This is a genomic window from Shewanella sp. SM32, from assembly GCF_025654235.1.
Lineage (GTDB): Bacteria > Pseudomonadota > Gammaproteobacteria > Enterobacterales > Shewanellaceae > Shewanella > Shewanella oncorhynchi.
In genome coordinates this window covers 114,961-130,324 of sequence record NZ_JAKKRO010000001.1, presented here as the reverse complement: position 1 = coordinate 130,324, position 15,364 = coordinate 114,961, and the positions used below count along the sequence as shown (strand labels likewise).

The 15,364-nt window shown below is 46.9% G+C and carries 13 protein-coding genes; 12 read left to right on the top strand and 1 reads right to left on the bottom strand.

Translation table 11 applies throughout. The features are described from left to right. Positions 1-183 precede the first annotated feature (183 nt). From L5M10_RS00640 to L5M10_RS00605, 8 genes are all read left to right on the top strand, one after another. On the top strand, positions 184-1,155 hold the full coding sequence (locus tag L5M10_RS00640; RefSeq protein ID WP_263146478.1) for a hypothetical protein: 972 nt from the start codon (positions 184-186) through the stop codon (positions 1,153-1,155). Between the two features lie 13 nt (positions 1,156-1,168). Further along, positions 1,169-2,068 (top strand): DUF350 domain-containing protein, encoded by a 900-nt coding sequence (locus L5M10_RS00635; RefSeq protein ID WP_113939026.1) that lies wholly within the window; start codon positions 1,169-1,171, stop codon positions 2,066-2,068. Positions 2,069-2,072: 4 nt separating this feature from the next. Beyond that, a complete protein-coding gene (locus L5M10_RS00630) occupies positions 2,073-3,797 on the top strand; it encodes a polyamine aminopropyltransferase (protein ID WP_219233820.1) in 1,725 nt (574 codons plus the stop codon). A gap of 78 nt (positions 3,798-3,875) precedes the next feature. After that, complete coding sequence (locus L5M10_RS00625) at positions 3,876-4,289, top strand: YjfI family protein (protein WP_105251554.1); 414 nt, start codon at positions 3,876-3,878, stop codon at positions 4,287-4,289. A gap of 11 nt (positions 4,290-4,300) precedes the next feature. Beyond that, positions 4,301-4,990: a PspA/IM30 family protein gene (locus L5M10_RS00620; protein WP_028761835.1), complete on the top strand. Its 690-nt coding sequence runs from the start codon at positions 4,301-4,303 to the stop codon at positions 4,988-4,990. A 164-nt stretch (positions 4,991-5,154) separates the two neighbouring features. Continuing rightward, a complete protein-coding gene (locus L5M10_RS00615) occupies positions 5,155-5,808 on the top strand; it encodes a hypothetical protein (RefSeq protein WP_131524290.1) in 654 nt (217 codons plus the stop codon). A gap of 101 nt (positions 5,809-5,909) precedes the next feature. Beyond that, a complete protein-coding gene (locus L5M10_RS00610; RefSeq protein ID WP_028761837.1) occupies positions 5,910-6,239 on the top strand; it encodes a hypothetical protein in 330 nt (109 codons plus the stop codon). A 144-nt stretch (positions 6,240-6,383) separates the two neighbouring features. Then, entirely contained in the window at positions 6,384-7,208 is an 825-nt protein-coding gene (locus tag L5M10_RS00605) for an ion transporter (RefSeq protein WP_263254669.1), read from the top strand. 83 nt (positions 7,209-7,291) lie between these two features. On the opposite strand, the gene L5M10_RS00600 is transcribed toward L5M10_RS00605, so the two are convergent. After that, positions 7,292-8,788: an inorganic triphosphatase gene (locus tag L5M10_RS00600; RefSeq protein ID WP_263183028.1), complete on the bottom strand. Its 1,497-nt coding sequence runs from the start codon at positions 8,786-8,788 to the stop codon at positions 7,292-7,294. Positions 8,789-9,019: 231 nt separating this feature from the next. Here L5M10_RS00600 and L5M10_RS00595 point away from each other — a divergent pair, with 231 nt between their 5' ends. The 4 genes from L5M10_RS00595 to putA all read left to right on the top strand — a co-directional run bounded on the left by L5M10_RS00595 (position 9,020) and on the right by putA (position 15,244). Beyond that, positions 9,020-9,700 (top strand): TIGR00153 family protein, encoded by a 681-nt coding sequence (locus tag L5M10_RS00595; RefSeq protein ID WP_105251552.1) that lies wholly within the window; start codon positions 9,020-9,022, stop codon positions 9,698-9,700. Between the two features lie 26 nt (positions 9,701-9,726). After that, positions 9,727-11,016 (top strand): inorganic phosphate transporter, encoded by a 1,290-nt coding sequence (locus L5M10_RS00590; RefSeq protein WP_113939029.1) that lies wholly within the window; start codon positions 9,727-9,729, stop codon positions 11,014-11,016. Positions 11,017-11,240: 224 nt separating this feature from the next. After that, positions 11,241-11,792, top strand: a complete 552-nt coding sequence (locus L5M10_RS00585; RefSeq protein WP_105251551.1) for a TIGR04211 family SH3 domain-containing protein — start codon at positions 11,241-11,243, stop codon at positions 11,790-11,792. A 257-nt stretch (positions 11,793-12,049) separates the two neighbouring features. After that, positions 12,050-15,244, top strand: coding sequence for a bifunctional proline dehydrogenase/L-glutamate gamma-semialdehyde dehydrogenase PutA (putA, locus tag L5M10_RS00580; protein ID WP_263146490.1), 3,195 nt, complete (start codon positions 12,050-12,052; stop codon positions 15,242-15,244). The last annotated feature ends 120 nt before the right edge of the window (positions 15,245-15,364 follow it).

The window sequence follows — 15,364 nt, the reverse complement described above, 5'->3', positions numbered from 1 at the left end:
GACGCCACATCATGTTATGTTCGACGAGACTTGCAGCTACCTGATGTAACACACAAATAAAGGTTTACACTTTTATCTGTGGCATTTAAGGGTACTATAACCTGCGCGGCAGGCATATTGGGCAAGAGGATTATTATTGCCTGCAAGTATTTGAGTTTTATTTCATTACCTTTTGGAGAAAACATGGCAGGAATGCTAACCCGTGTTCTCACATCGATACTTTTTTTAGCCGTTTCGCTATCGCTGACGGGTTGTGGCGATGACAGACCGGATAAAATCGCGAAGTATCAACAACTCACGCAGCAACGTCTCGCTACGCTCACGACGATGATCGATGACGGCCAGTTGCGTAACGCTAATCTCTTAAAACAATACACGACACTGCTAAAGCAACAGAAACCCGATTTAGCACCCTTACTCGATGAATTAGCAAAGGATTCTGGCACCCAAGGTCCCATGTATACCTCGCTGAAACGTCGTTTAGATGAATCGAAAGTGGCGAGTAACTTTGCTGATCTCGATCAACAGCTGGCCGAAGCGGAAAATCTTTATCAAGCCGCAGATCCCAGTCTGTTTAACGATATGTTGTCTGATCCCGTCAACGTGGTCGCCGATATGTCCGACGGCAAACTGGCTCGCGTGAATTCGATTAGCCGTGAGGCCGCAACATTAGCCAATGGCGGTGAAGATTTTGGTCCAGGCAGTCAATTAGTTGGTAATCCCTCTTACGGCAACTGGCAAACCGACTCAAGCGGCACTTCGTTTTGGGCTTGGTATGGCATGTATTCGATGTTTTCGAATGTTTTCAATCGCCCAGTTTCCTACGATCGTTGGTCGGGTAACCGAGGTTATAGCTATTACAATGACGTAGGTCGTTATCGCTATACCTCACCCAAACAAGCGGATGCGCAAAATAAGACCTTCGAACAAACGAAAAAACGTTTCGACTCACAAGGCAAACGCTTTGACAGCCCTTATGCTAAACCGCGAACTGGTGGCACGGCGTTATCCCGTGAAAGTACCAGCGCACCTAAGGCCAGCACGACAAGTGCGAGCAAGAGTTCGAACAGTAAGTTTCGATCTAACTATGCTAAAGACAGCAGTTTCCGCAATTCCAGCAATCGCACGACCCGCAGTGTGCGCCGGGGCAAGTAACTAAGGATTTCCAATGACATTATTTCAGGATTTCGGTATCACACCAGAGCTAGCCATCATTCTGGCTATCGACCTCACCATAGCCGTGATTTTGCTAACGCTAATGCGTTATTTGCAAGGTTGGAGTGTAAAGGTCAATAGCAGTAAAGAGCTGGCAGAGCGGGATAACTTTGCCTTTGGCATAAGTACCGCTGGCGCAGTTGCCGCCCTAGGCATAGTGCTTACAGGCGCTATCACAGGCGCTGCGGCACACTCTTATCTTACCGAAGCGATTGGCATGAGCTGCTATGGTTTATTCGGTTTAGTACTGATTAAACTCGGCCGTTTTCTCCACGATAAAATAGCGCTAAATGAGTTTGATAAGAACGAGCAAATCATCAAAGGTAATGTGTCCGTCGCTATCGTCGATGCTAGCGTTGCTATTGCTACCGCCATTATCATTCGCTCCGTCTTGCTGTGGGCAGAAGATTTAACGGTCGATACCTTCATTGCCATCTTCAGCGCCTTTGCGATTTCGCAGTTGATGTTAGTGCTACTCACGCGGTGGCGTGAAAACCGTTTCGCAAGCCGCAACCAAGACTCGTCTATGCAACAAGCCTTAGCCCAAGGTCATACAGCGTTAGCGCTACGCCATGCGGGTTACATGATTGCTATGGCACTGAGCTTTAATGCCGCCAGTCACTTTATTATTTATAATCCAACGGCTTATGTGACTAACGTGATCGGTTGGTTAGTGTTCTCAGTCATTATGCTGATCGCACTCTCCTTACTGCTGTTCGTCGTGAAGAAACTGGTATTGGCCCGTATCGATTTAGCCGATGAAGTGGAAAGACAACACAATATCGGTATCGCCGCAGTAGAAATGGCGATCAGTATCGCTATCGCACTTATTCTTACGGCACTGATGGCTTAATCGAATGCAAGAAATTAGCTTAACTCCCTCGGCGGCTAAACCTAGCCGCCTAGGTTGGTTCGACGATGTTCTCTTATTGGGCATTATGGCCGTATTAGCAGGTTGCGGCCTGATCTACGAATATCTTTTATCCCACTATGCGGGCCGCATTTTAGGCGCATTAGAAGCCGCCATTTACACCATGATAGGCTTAATGATTGTCTCCATGGGGCTAGGTGCCTTCGCCGCGCGTAAGATCCGTGATGCCTTTACCGGTTTTGTGATCTTAGAACTCACAGTTGCACTCTGTGGCTCACTCGCCATTTTAATCACAGCAGCGGTGATTGGTTTTGGTCAACAACTGCCATTAATCATTGCTAACACCTTAGGTTTACCGCCAGATCAACTGCCCGAAGGTGGCATGATAGGCTCGCTGCAAAAACTCAGCGAATACTTACCCTATGTGTGGGGTGTGTTATTGGGCCTGATGATTGGTATGGAAATCCCGCTGATTGCTAGGGTTCGCCAATCCCTTTCCGACGAGCATTTACTGCATAACGCGGGCACAATTTACGGAGCTGATTACATAGGCGCAGGCATAGGTGCCGCCATTTGGGTTGGCTTTATGCTCGCCATCGATATCCAACTCGCCGCCGCCTTAACTGCCAGTTTCAATCTATTGGCAGGTTTTGTGTTTATCTGGCGATTCTGGCCTAAAATCCGCCGCCCTAAACTGCTTTTGAGTGGGCATTTTATCGTGACTGGTGTCTTACTCGTATTAGCAATCCACGGCCCACGCTGGGAGCAAGAATTCAATAATTTGCTCTATAAAGACAAAGTGGTTTACGCCAAGGCGACACGTTTCCAACAGCTGACCTTCACCGAGCGGTTGCGCGGTAACGGTCTGCCGCCAGTTTATGCTTTATACATCAATGGTCGCTTACAATTTTCTAGCATAGACGAGCACATCTACCATACGTTTCTCGTTCATCCTACGCTCGCGGCCAGTGCCCGTCACAACAAGGTGCTGATCATTGGCGGCGGTGATGGACTCGGTCTCAAACAAGTACTGCGCTGGGAGCCTGAACAAGTCACGCTGCTCGATCTCGATGTGGGCCTAGTGCAATTATTTAAATCGCCCGATACAGATATGCCCGATAGTCTCAGTCGCGCTATGTTGGCGCTCAATGGCAATGCACTGAACGATCCCCGTGTCACAGTGATCAACGACGATGCATTTAATGGTGTCGATAAACTGATTGCCACAGGCGTGAAATACGATGCGATTATCGTAGACTTGCCCGATCCGAGCCATCCCGATCTTAATAAGCTCTATTCGGACTATTTCTACCGTAAATTAAAGGAACTTATGAGCAGTGATGGCGCTCTGACTGTACAGTCAACATCGCCTTACCATGCCCCTAAGGCCTTTATTTCGGTAGCAAAAACCTTGGCATTGGCGGGATTTGACGTCAAGCAGTACCATCATAATGTGCCCAGTTTTGGCGAATGGGGCTGGAGTATTGCAACCTTAGGCGGGCTCGATGCACAACACAGATTAGCGAAGTTAACTGAGTTGCCCATCAAAGATGACTGGCTCACTTTAGGTTTAGTGGATGGCGCCTTTGAGTTTCCAGCCAATTTTTATCAAGATGCCGCCAACATAAAACCCAATGAATTGGGTTCATTGCAGCTGTATCACTACCATTTGCAAGATTGGTCCGAGAATCAAGGACTGGATCTTTTTTAATAGGATGAGATAGTACTTGACATATTATGTCTCGGTGCTATCTTTGAACACAGACATAATATGTCAATAAGGACAAATATGAATATCCATACCATTGCCAATCACCTCAACAGTCTTGGCAACAACAGCCAAACTGGCTTTCAATTTGATTGTTATCCAATCGATGGTGAAGTCGAAGTGTTGCAAGTGAATGTGGTCGGCCGTGAAGAAATCCCGGTATTTGTATCGGTAACGGACAACCAAGTACTTTGCATCAGCTACCTGTGGGGCGAGAACGAAGTAAATCAAGAACGTCGCAGTGAAATGTTTGAAACCATGCTAGAGCTCAACATTCCAATGCCCTTGTCAGCTTTTGCAAAAATTGATGACAAATACGTGGTTTACGGTGCGCTATCACTACAATCTAGCATGCTCGAAATCGAGCAAGAATTAGCAGTTTTATCTGATAACTGTTTAGAAGTTATTGATGAATTGGTCGACTATCTGAAATAAGGAGCCACTAAATGGGCATTCTGAATAAAATTTTAACAGCGTTTCGCGGTGGTGCCACCGAAGTTGGCCAAAGCATCGTTGACGCAAACTCAACCCGTATTTTCGAACAGGAAATCCGTGATGCAGAAAAGCATTTAACCAATGCTAAACGTGAACTGACCGATGTCATGGCAAAAGAAATGCAAGCCAGCCGTGAAATCGACCGTCTGAAACGTTCGATTGCAGAACACGAAGGTTATGCGACTCAAGCATTAGACAAAGGCAATGAAGCCTTAGCGATTGAAATTGCTGAAAAGATTGCTCAGTTAGACCAAGAGTTGTCTGAGCAACAAAGCGCCAACGACAGCTTTAGCGCCCATGCTGCACGCTTGAAAGACTTAGTGAAGAAAACCGAACGCCAACTGTCTGATTATCAACGTCAGTTGAGCATGGTTAAAACCACTGAAAGCGTGCAAAAAGCGACGGCAACCATTACTGACTCGTTCGCGTCTAGCAACTCTAAGCTGCTGAACGCTAAAGATTCACTAGAACGTATCAAGGCACGTCAGCAACAATTTGACGACCGTTTAAAAGCGGCTGAAACCTTAGCCGATGAAAACAGTGATAAGTCGTTGCAAGCCAAACTAGCCGAAGCGGGTATTGGTGAGCAAAAGTCAAACGCAAATGCAGTGCTAGATCGAATCAAAGCACGTAAAAGCTAAGCAATGATTGACCGAATGCCGAGTCTCAGTGGGATCATCACCCCCTACTGACCTCGGCATTTTTTTGTTTCATCCTCATTAAATAAAAATGACCACTATTGCCCGTGAATATCTGCTGCCAATCAATATGAGGCCGCACGCGAGCATAGTCAGCAGGAGTCACTATGGGATTTTTCAATAGTATTTTTGGTAAGAAAGCCCCGCCACAGCGCGAGCTCAATCACCCGTCCCAGCTCAATGTCGGCGACATGATCTCAATTGATGATAGTTTTGCCCTGCCACCACAACTCCGTGGTCAACAATTAAGAGTCGAAGCCGTACATACTTACGAGTCTGAACGTAAACAACACTCCGAGTGGTTACTCAAGGGACATGGTAGCGATACTCTCTTTTTGAGCATTGAAGAAGACGACGAAACCTATCTCGCCTTTTCGATTAAGGTTTCCCGCGCCCAAGTGGAGCAATTATTCGATCTCGAGCAATTCAGCGCCCTGTTCGAGGAACCGGGTCATGCCGAGTTAACTACGCAAGAATTACCGGCCGACTTAGCTGAACAACTTGAACAATGGCTTGGAAAACAATACCACCAAGTGACTTTTGCCGCTTTTGGCTATTTCCATCGTCAGGATTATCGTGGCCAAAAGCCGCCACAGGATGCCAATGGCGCCACAGGTGAGCCCTTTGAGTACTATTTATTACTTGATGACAATGAAAGCTGCGCTGTCGAAGTGGAAGTCTACGAAGGGGGTGATACCGATGTTGTCTTGACCCTATATCGCCCGCTAACGGATATTCGGGAATACTGGCCGGCGAAATAACACGAAAATAAGATAAAGTGCGTGCTCGCACTTTATCAATAATCCCAATACAATCTCACAGATAAGCGCTAGAAACGGTTGATAGCAATAGGTAATACGCCATGAGTAAAACCAAACACCCTCTGCCCGAGCAATGGTTAAAGAACCAACAAGCCGCTAAGGCAACACAGGTTGCCTTCGATCTCGATGAAAAATTTCAATATTCTATACGTAAAGCCGCGTTAGATGCAGGCGTTAGCCCTTCTGATCAAATTCGCACTATTTTAGGTCTTAGCGTATCGAAACGGCCAACGCGTCCGCGTCTTACCGTGTCACTCAATGCAGATGACTATGTGCAACTGGCAGAGAAATATGGTTTAAGTGCCGATTCACAGCTAGAAATTAAACGTCGTGTACTCGACGATTTAGTCCACTTTGTTGATGAAACCTAAATCAACGCTGATCTCAAGCGCCAACCCTTCTTACCATTGGCTGGCGCGATTAATCGATATATTAACTCAGTCAATTTACTCACAGCCTAAAGTCTTTTACTTTAGTAGTGATATTCGCCGCACTTAACAGGGATCATGTTTGGCATGACAGATAAAACCCCATGGTCGCTTCGCACCCTTGGCACTCCTTCTCCATTCGAAATGGCGATGATGCTATTGTCCTTGCTGTCGGTGATCATAGTACTTGTCATGACCTTCGGCCGCCTAGATAGCGAAACCTACCGCTTGCTCTTCTTTGTCGATACCAGTATTTGCATGATTTTTATGATCAACTTCTTTGTTGGGTTGATCCGTGCTCGCGATAAACGCTTTTTCATTAAACACCATTGGATTGATTTTATTGCCAGTATTCCGGCGATTGAAGCCCTACGTATGGCACGGCTTTTTCAAATCCTACGGGTAATACGCCTGATCCGCATGAGTCGCTCACTGCTGCTCCCACTGGTAAAACAACGTAAACAAGCCACCTTAGCCAGTTTACTGGTTGCTATGGTGACGATTCTAACATTAGCTTCCGTCATTATGCTCATCGTCGAAAGCGGCACCGAAGGCGCCAATATCCAGACCGCTGAGCAAGCGATTTGGTGGGCATTAGTCACTATCTCTACCGTCGGCTACGGCGATTATTATCCTGTAAGCACAGCAGGCCACATCATAGGTGGCGTGGTCATTGTCAGCGGTGTGAGTTTTTTTGGGGTGATTTCAGGTTATATGGCATCGGTATTTGTCGCGCCAGATGAATCTGAACGCCAAGAACGCCAAGATGCGCATAAAGCCGAAATCAAATCAGAGCTTGAATTAGCCTTAGCGAGAATGGAAGAGAACCAACAAAAAATAGAACAAAATCAAGCGCAAATGCTGGCTCAAGTTGCGGAACTTAAGCAGGTTATCGAAACAAAAAATAGCTGACTTTGTTGCGAAAACGGACTAATGAAAAGGCTCAATCTATTTTAGATTGAGCCTTTTCCGTTTATCAGCGATAAAAAGTAATACTACCAGTAGACCTGCTGTTGCATCGCGTTACGGCGTGTCGATTCCATAGCAAACAACAAACTCTGCTGCTTGTCTTCCAGCCACTCAGCTAAATTGATATCTAACTCCCGACTCGCATCCTGTAAGGCGCGATAACAAGCCAAAGTTTTAATCCCAAGCGCGAGATCTTGCCAAGGTGCACGAAATGCGTCCCGTGATTTCGCCTCATATAAACTGCCGTAGGCATGACCCACAAGAATGCTCGCATCCAACACTGTGGCCACTTGTAGATAATTCGCCGCTGTCATGACGCTATTGAGTGGCATGACCTCAATTATCGCCATCCAAGAAGCTTGCTGAGCACGATCGGCATGCTGGCGTAAGCTAGGCTGATGGGTGATGTCCACTTCACCAGCACTGATCTTTAGCAACAGTTCAACAATAGCCAGCTGTAATTGACCATATTCGGTCTGTTGCCATAGGAAGAGTAAGCGTCCCGTCAGATTAATCTCTGTCAGTTGCGCCAGAAGTCGCACTTTAACTTGGGCGTGTTGGCCAAGTTTAGCAAATAAGCCTCTTTGGCTACCAAGCAAAGCGGTCAACGCCTGTGCCTGCTCAATAAAATCGAGCTGCTTTTCAATCAGCATAAATTGGCTAGACAGTGTCACATTCAATAATTCGAACTGATTTAGGGTCATGCGCAGCAAACGAATACAGGCGCGCATCCGCCACCATAGTACCACACAGGCTTCAGGGTCGCTTTCCTCTGCGATCATGCTCTCTAATAATTGCCAACGCTCAAGGGCGGTTTCAAGCAGGATTTGGCAGTTTGCACTTAAATCCTGTGAAGAAGAATCGTGTGACTCGGCCAGTGGCAGAAATTCCAATGCTTTTAAATCGAGCGGCTTAGCCTTGCCCGCCAATCGATAGCCCCGCTGCGCTTTACTGGCCTTACCTAAACGCACGGGCACAACGCTCGCCACTTGCATCGCCAGCTTAAGTAGCGCCTCAGTATCGCCGCTGAGGAGTTCAAACTCGAGCTCACACAGGGCTTCTTGCTGGCCATTTGCGGTGATTTCACCTATGTCTAACGCCACTTCGACCACGCTGTTATCAATCTGAACATGCCAAGCGCGACGATAAAAATCGGTGTGAAATATACAAGTCAACTGAGCTTGCGTCGCCGCTAAATCGGCATCAACGGGCCAAATGCTGGTAGGAAATAGACTTAAGTCTGGGCTATCGGATTGGATAGTCACATTGTATTCGGGCCGCGAATGAATGCCGCCCACGACTTGTCCTGCGGTTTTTATGGTCTGCTCTCGGTGCGCATCGTAACCGCGCACCCGCAATCCCATGTCCCACTGACGTAATTGCAAGTCAGGGGTGTCGAAGTAACCATTCGCCAAACGACGTTGACCTTGAGGTACGGCATTATCGAGACTATCTAACTTATTTATCAGGGATTCTTGATATATCGGCAGGAAAAACAGTTTTAATTCAATCTCAGCATTCATTGCGTAACCGCTCACTTTGTCATCAAATATTCATCGATGCGTCATCTTTAGTTCATAATGTCACAAATGTGTCATAAAAATCCCGTAGGATTTGGTTTTGCAGTTGGTATATAACCCGTTAGAATAAACCTGTCGTTTTTTCTGAAAAAACACAGTTTCAATACGCGGACGCATAGGTTAACATGCGCCCGCTTTTTCCAATAATGGAACAATCTAAATAGGTAAACGGCAATGCCAGTAAACTCTATTTTGGGCGTGTTTGCAAAATCGCCAATTAAGCCTCTTCAAGAGCACATGGACAAAGTACACGATTGCGCATCGTTACTCGTCCCCTTTTTCGAAGCCACTATCACAGGTAACTGGGACAGTGCAGTTCAATTACGTAAGCAAATTAGTTTAGCCGAGAAGCAAGCAGATTCACTGAAGCGTGAAATCCGTCTGACTCTGCCAAGCGGTTTATTTATGCCAGTAGAACGTACAGATTTATTGGAACTTTTAACTCAACAAGACAAGATAGCCAACAAAGCCAAAGATATTTCCGGTCGTGTTATCGGCCGTCAGCTGTTAATCCCTCAGGTCATGCAAGTCCCATTTATTGCTTATCTACAACGCTGTATCGATGCGGTAGCACTAGCAAAACAAGTCATTAATGAACTCGAAGATCTGTTAGAAACAGGTTTCCGTGGCCGTGAAGTCGACTTAGTGGCAAAAATGATCAACGAACTCGATATCATCGAAGAAGATACTGACGATCTACAAATTCAGTTACGCCGTCAGTTATTCGCTATGGAATCTGAATTGAATCCTGTCGATGTGATGTTCCTCTACAAAACGATTGAATGGGTCGGTGGTCTTGCAGATCTTGCCGAACGCGTCGGTTCGCGTCTTGAGCTTATGCTGGCTCGCGTTTAACAAATTAAGGTTATCAAGGTATCAATATGGTTGATGCAGGTATTGAGGTGGCTAACGTCTTAGTCACCAATGGCCCGTGGCTTATTGCCATTGCGGCTGCATTTGGTTTTCTCATGGCATGGGGTATTGGGGCGAATGACGTCGCCAATGCGATGGGAACCTCTGTAGGTTCAAACGCAATTACAATTAAACAAGCGATTATTATCGCAATGATCTTTGAGTTTTCCGGTGCATTTTTAGCTGGGGGCGAAGTTACCAATACAATTCGTAGCGGTATTATTGATTCTAGCTATTTCACTGCAACTCCTGAATTGCTGGTTTACGGCATGATAGGATCATTGTTGGCAGCAGGTATTTGGCTTGTCGTCGCATCGGCTCTTGGCTGGCCAGTATCAACGACTCACTCCATCGTCGGTGCCATTATTGGCTTCGCCGCCGTGGGTGTTGGTGCAGATTCAGTCTCATGGGATAAAGTAGGCGGGATTGTAGGCTCTTGGATCGTAACCCCCGCTATTTCGGGCTTTATGGCATTCATCCTCTTCCAAAGCACTCAAAAACTCATTTTCAACACTGACGATCCATTGAGTAATGCTAAGCGTTTCGTACCTTTCTATATGGCATTTGCTGGTTTCATCATGTCATTAATGACGATTATGAAAGGCTTATCCCATGTTGGTCTGCATTTCTCAGTTACCGAGTCTTACCTACTCGCAGGTGCTATTGCTGCTGTAGTTGGTATCTTAGGTAAAATCGCCATTTCACGCTTACAAATGAGTGATAAAGCAGATCGTCAAACCCAGTTCAAAAACGTTGAAAAAGTGTTTGCGATCCTGATGGTTTTGACTGCTTGTTGTATGGCTTTTGCCCATGGTTCAAACGATGTAGCAAATGCGATTGGTCCATTAGCGGCGGTTGTTTCTGTCGTCAATAGCGGTGGTGAGATTGCAGCGAAATCACCTCTAGTCTGGTGGATTTTACCTTTGGGTGCCGTAGGTATTGTGATGGGTCTGGCGATTTTTGGTCAGCGCGTTATGCAAACTATCGGAAAAAACATCACTCACTTGACGCCAAGTCGTGGTTTTGCGGCAGAATTAGCCGCGGCAACGACTGTAGTTATTGCTTCTAGCACTGGTTTACCTATTTCTACCACACAAACCTTAGTGGGTGCGGTATTAGGTGTAGGTATGGCCCGTGGTATCGCAGCGATTAACATTGGTGTGGTACGTAATATAGTCGTATCTTGGGTTGTGACCTTACCAGCAGGTGCTGGCCTATCAATCATCTTCTTCTATATGATTAAAGGTATTTTTAATTAAGAAGTCTCGCTAAATGTGTTGCTGACATTAAGCAGTATTAGCGCCTAGGACTAGAAGGTCGTAGGAAAGATTGAATTAAATTGGAATGGTCATAGCATGGATGCCGTAAAGTTGAGGGAAGTCTATGACTTCCCTCTTGCATTACAGGCCTCAAATCCCTAGCATGTGCAGACTATTTCGTTGATGAGAATACAAAAGTGTTTAGACTCCTGACTCTGGTAGGAATGATCTTGCTGTCTTCCAACCTGCTGGCCGAAGGCCAATCCCGCTACATCTCGGATAACGTGTTTCTGTATCTTTTAGGTGGCCCTGGTACTGAGTTTCGAATTGTTGGATCAATTGAAGCGGGTCAACCTGTGACACTGCTCAACGAAACTCAAGGTGATTACTCCAAAATAATCGACCATAAAGGCCGTGAAGGTTGGGTACAAACCAACTTGATCAGTTCGACTCAAAGTTTCCGTGAGCAAGTCCCTGCGTTAACAACTGAACTCGCACAGGCCAAAGCTAAGTTAGCAGAAGTATCAAGTTCAACAGATAATCATGCCGGCGAACTGCTCGAATTAAAGGCTAAACTAAGCGAGTTAGAAACCAACCTAGCTAAAACGACTCAAGAACGTGATCAACTGAAAAATGCGGTAGATCGCACAGCTCAAGACGAGCGTTTTGAACTTTGGCGCCAAGGTGGATTAATCGCAGGCATGGGCTTAATCCTAGGCATTATTTTAGTGTATTTACCTAGACCACAACGTCGCAATAAAAAACGTTGGATGTGAGTCTGACACACAAAAAGTCTTAATTTACCTTCCAAAAGCCAGTGTTTTCAAACACTGGCTTTTTTGTCAATCAAGCGTTACATCGACTTATTAACAAGCTAATCAAACAAGCTTCACAATCTTTCACGCTATAGTGTTGTCCGTCACATTTTGGTTGTATAATCTGCGCGCGCAAACCTTCATATTGTATACAAAATATCAAATGCGTTTGGCGCCTCCCAATTTGTTTCAACAATAGCGCCCCAATAACGGCCAAGATGGAAGCGATAACTATGTTCAAAGCGAGTGAAGTGCTGGCAGGCCGCTACGATTCTGCCAATCTCGACGAACTGTTCAAAGCAGTCAGCGACAACTACATTGTCGATGAAGAACAATACTTGTCAGAGCTGATCAAACTAGTGCCCTCCAGTGATGAAGCCATAGAGCGCGTCACTCGTCGTGCCCACGAACTGGTCAATAAGGTTCGTCAATTCGATAAAAAAGGCTTGATGGTCGGCATAGATGCCTTCCTGCAACAGTACAGCTTAGAAACACAGGAAGGCATTATCCTGATGTGTTTAGCCGAAGCTTTACTGCGAATTCCCGATGCGGCCACTGCCGATGCGCTGATTGAAGATAAGCTTTCAGGCGCTAAGTGGGATGAGCACATGAGCAAGAGTGACTCAGTACTGGTTAACGCATCGACCTGGGGCTTAATGCTCACAGGTAAAATCGTTAAACTCGATAAAAAACTCGATGGTACTCCAAGCAACTTGCTGAGCCGCTTAGTGAATCGCCTCGGTGAACCCGTGATCCGTCAAGCCATGATGGCAGCGATGAAGATCATGGGTAAGCAGTTCGTACTGGGCCGCAACATGAAAGAAGCCCTAAAAAACAGCGAAGATAAACGTAAGTTAGGTTATACCCATTCCTACGACATGCTGGGCGAAGCGGCGTTAACTCGCAAAGATGCCGAGAAATACTATACCGATTACGCCAATGCGATCACTGAGCTCGGTGCTCAAAGCTATAACGAAAATGAATCACCGCGGCCAACAATCTCCATCAAGCTGTCGGCATTGCACCCACGTTACGAAGTGGCCAATGAAGACCGCGTCTTGACTGAACTGTACGACACAGTGATTCGCCTGATTAAGCTGGCACGTGGCTTAAATATCGGTATATCTATCGATGCCGAAGAAGTCGATCGCCTCGAGTTATCACTAAAACTGTTCCAAAAACTGTTTAATTCTGAAGCAACTAAAGGCTGGGGATTACTCGGCATAGTAGTACAAGCCTACTCTAAGCGTGCCCTGCCCGTACTGGTTTGGTTAACGCGTCTGGCAAAAAATCAAGGGGATGAAATCCCAGTGCGTCTGGTAAAAGGTGCCTATTGGGATAGCGAACTTAAGTGGGCGCAACAAGCTGGCGAAGCCGCTTATCCACTCTACACTCGCAAAGCCGGTACTGACGTTTCTTACCTCGCCTGCGCCCGTTACTTGTTATCGGATGCGACTCGCGGTGCTATCTACCCACAATTTGCTAGCCACAATGCGCAAACGGTGGCGGCAATTTCCGATATGGCGGGCGATCGTAACCATGAGTTCCAACGCTTACACGGCATGGGACAAGAGCTGTACGACACGATTTTGGCTGAAGCCGGTGCTAAAGCGGTACGTATTTATGCGCCTATCGGTGCGCATAAAGATCTACTGCCCTATTTAGTCCGTCGTCTGCTGGAAAACGGCGCGAATACTTCGTTCGTCCACAAACTGGTGGATCCTAAAACCCCCATCGAGTCATTAGTGGTGCATCCGCTAACAACGCTGACGGGCTATAAAACCCTGGCTAACAACAGAATCGTTTTACCTGCCGATATTTTCGGTAGCGAACGCAAAAATTCCAAGGGACTCAATATGAACATCATTTCCGAATCTGAGCCATTTTTCGCGGCACTAGAACAGTTTAAAAATACCCAATGGCAAGCGGGCCCTCTGGTTAACGGTAAAACCTTAACTGGCGAACATAAAACTGTTGTTAGCCCATACGACACTACCCAAACCGTAGGTCAAGTCGCCTTCGCCGACAAAGCTGCAATCGAAGCAGCCGTCGCGTCTGCTGAAGCAGCATTTACCTCTTGGGCACGCACACCAGTGGAAACCCGTGCCTCTGCACTGCAAAAATTGGCCGATTTATTAGAAGAAAACCGCGAAGAATTGATCGCCCTGTGCACCCGTGAAGCGGGCAAGAGCATTCAAGACGGTATCGACGAAGTACGTGAAGCCGTTGATTTCTGTCGTTACTACGCAGTACAAGCCAAGAAGATGATGGCAAAACCTGAACTGCTTCCAGGCCCAACGGGTGAACTGAACGAACTGTTCCTCCAAGGCCGCGGTGTATTCGTGTGTATCAGCCCATGGAACTTCCCATTGGCCATCTTCCTCGGTCAAGTGTCTGCGGCATTAGCGGCGGGTAATACAGTCATCGCAAAACCCGCGGAACAAACCTCGATTATTGGTTACCGTGCGGTGCAACTCGCTCATCAAGCGGGTATTCCTGTCGAGGTGCTGCAATTCTTACCAGGTACTGGTGCAACTGTCGGTAGCGCAATTACGGCCGATGAACGTATCGGTGGCGTGTGCTTTACCGGTTCTACTGGCACAGCAAAACTGATTAACCGCACACTCGCCAACCGCGAAGGCGCGATTATTCCATTAATCGCCGAAACGGGCGGTCAGAATGCCATGGTAGTGGACTCAACCTCTCAACCCGAGCAAGTGGTTAACGATGTGGTTTCATCATCATTCACCAGCGCGGGCCAACGCTGCTCCGCACTGCGCGTGCTATTCCTCCAAGAAGACATCGCCGATCGCGTGATCGAAGTCCTGCAAGGCGCCATGGATGAATTGGTGATTGGAAACCCAAGTTCAATCAAAACCGACGTAGGCCCAGTGATTGACGCCACCGCCAAAGCCAACTTAGATGCGCATATCGATCATATCAAGCAAGTCGGTAAGCTTATCAAGCAAATGCCGCTGCCTGCTGGCACTGAGAACGGTCACTTCGTGTCGCCAACAGCAGTGGAAATCGACTCAATCAAAGTGCTCGAAAAAGAACACTTTGGCCCAATCCTGCACGTGATCCGCTACAAGGCAGCCGAACTGAGCCAAGTGATCAACGAGATCAACAGCACAGGCTTTGGCTTAACCTTAGGTATCCACAGCCGTAACGAAGGCCATGCCCTTGAAGTTGCCGACAAAGTGAATGTGGGTAACGTCTACATTAACCGTAACCAAATCGGCGCTGTGGTGGGTGTACAGCCTTTCGGTGGTCAAGGCCTGTCAGGCACAGGTCCTAAAGCCGGTGGCCCACACTACTTAACCCGTTTTGTGACTGAAAAGACCCGCACCAACAACATCACCGCCATAGGTGGTAACGCCACGTTACTGTCACTGGGTGATAGCGAAGAATAAGCACACTGAACTTGCTTTAGAATATCGCTATGCATCTTTAGCCATCGCGATAACAATAAAAAAGCCAGACTGAGTCTGGCTTTTTTATTAGAGTCTAAAACGGTACTTATCTATGACGTA

What these genes read in the sequence shown, in the direction of transcription:
- L5M10_RS00640 (WP_263146478.1), top strand. Translation starts at nt 184, where the DNA reads ATGGCAGGAATGCTAACCCGTGTTCTCACATCGATACTTTTTTTAGCC.
- L5M10_RS00635 (WP_113939026.1), top strand. Translation starts at nt 1,169, where the DNA reads ATGACATTATTTCAGGATTTCGGTATCACACCAGAGCTAGCCATCATT.
- L5M10_RS00630 (WP_219233820.1), top strand. Translation starts at nt 2,073, where the DNA reads ATGCAAGAAATTAGCTTAACTCCCTCGGCGGCTAAACCTAGCCGCCTA.
- L5M10_RS00625 (WP_105251554.1), top strand. Translation starts at nt 3,876, where the DNA reads ATGAATATCCATACCATTGCCAATCACCTCAACAGTCTTGGCAACAAC.
- L5M10_RS00620 (WP_028761835.1), top strand. Translation starts at nt 4,301, where the DNA reads ATGGGCATTCTGAATAAAATTTTAACAGCGTTTCGCGGTGGTGCCACC.
- L5M10_RS00615 (WP_131524290.1), top strand. Translation starts at nt 5,155, where the DNA reads ATGGGATTTTTCAATAGTATTTTTGGTAAGAAAGCCCCGCCACAGCGC.
- L5M10_RS00610 (WP_028761837.1), top strand. Translation starts at nt 5,910, where the DNA reads ATGAGTAAAACCAAACACCCTCTGCCCGAGCAATGGTTAAAGAACCAA.
- L5M10_RS00605 (WP_263254669.1), top strand. Translation starts at nt 6,384, where the DNA reads ATGACAGATAAAACCCCATGGTCGCTTCGCACCCTTGGCACTCCTTCT.
- L5M10_RS00600 (WP_263183028.1), bottom strand. Translation starts at nt 8,788, where the DNA reads ATGAATGCTGAGATTGAATTAAAACTGTTTTTCCTGCCGATATATCAA.
- L5M10_RS00595 (WP_105251552.1), top strand. Translation starts at nt 9,020, where the DNA reads ATGCCAGTAAACTCTATTTTGGGCGTGTTTGCAAAATCGCCAATTAAG.
- L5M10_RS00590 (WP_113939029.1), top strand. Translation starts at nt 9,727, where the DNA reads ATGGTTGATGCAGGTATTGAGGTGGCTAACGTCTTAGTCACCAATGGC.
- L5M10_RS00585 (WP_105251551.1), top strand. Translation starts at nt 11,241, where the DNA reads ATGATCTTGCTGTCTTCCAACCTGCTGGCCGAAGGCCAATCCCGCTAC.
- putA (WP_263146490.1), top strand. Translation starts at nt 12,050, where the DNA reads ATGGAAGCGATAACTATGTTCAAAGCGAGTGAAGTGCTGGCAGGCCGC.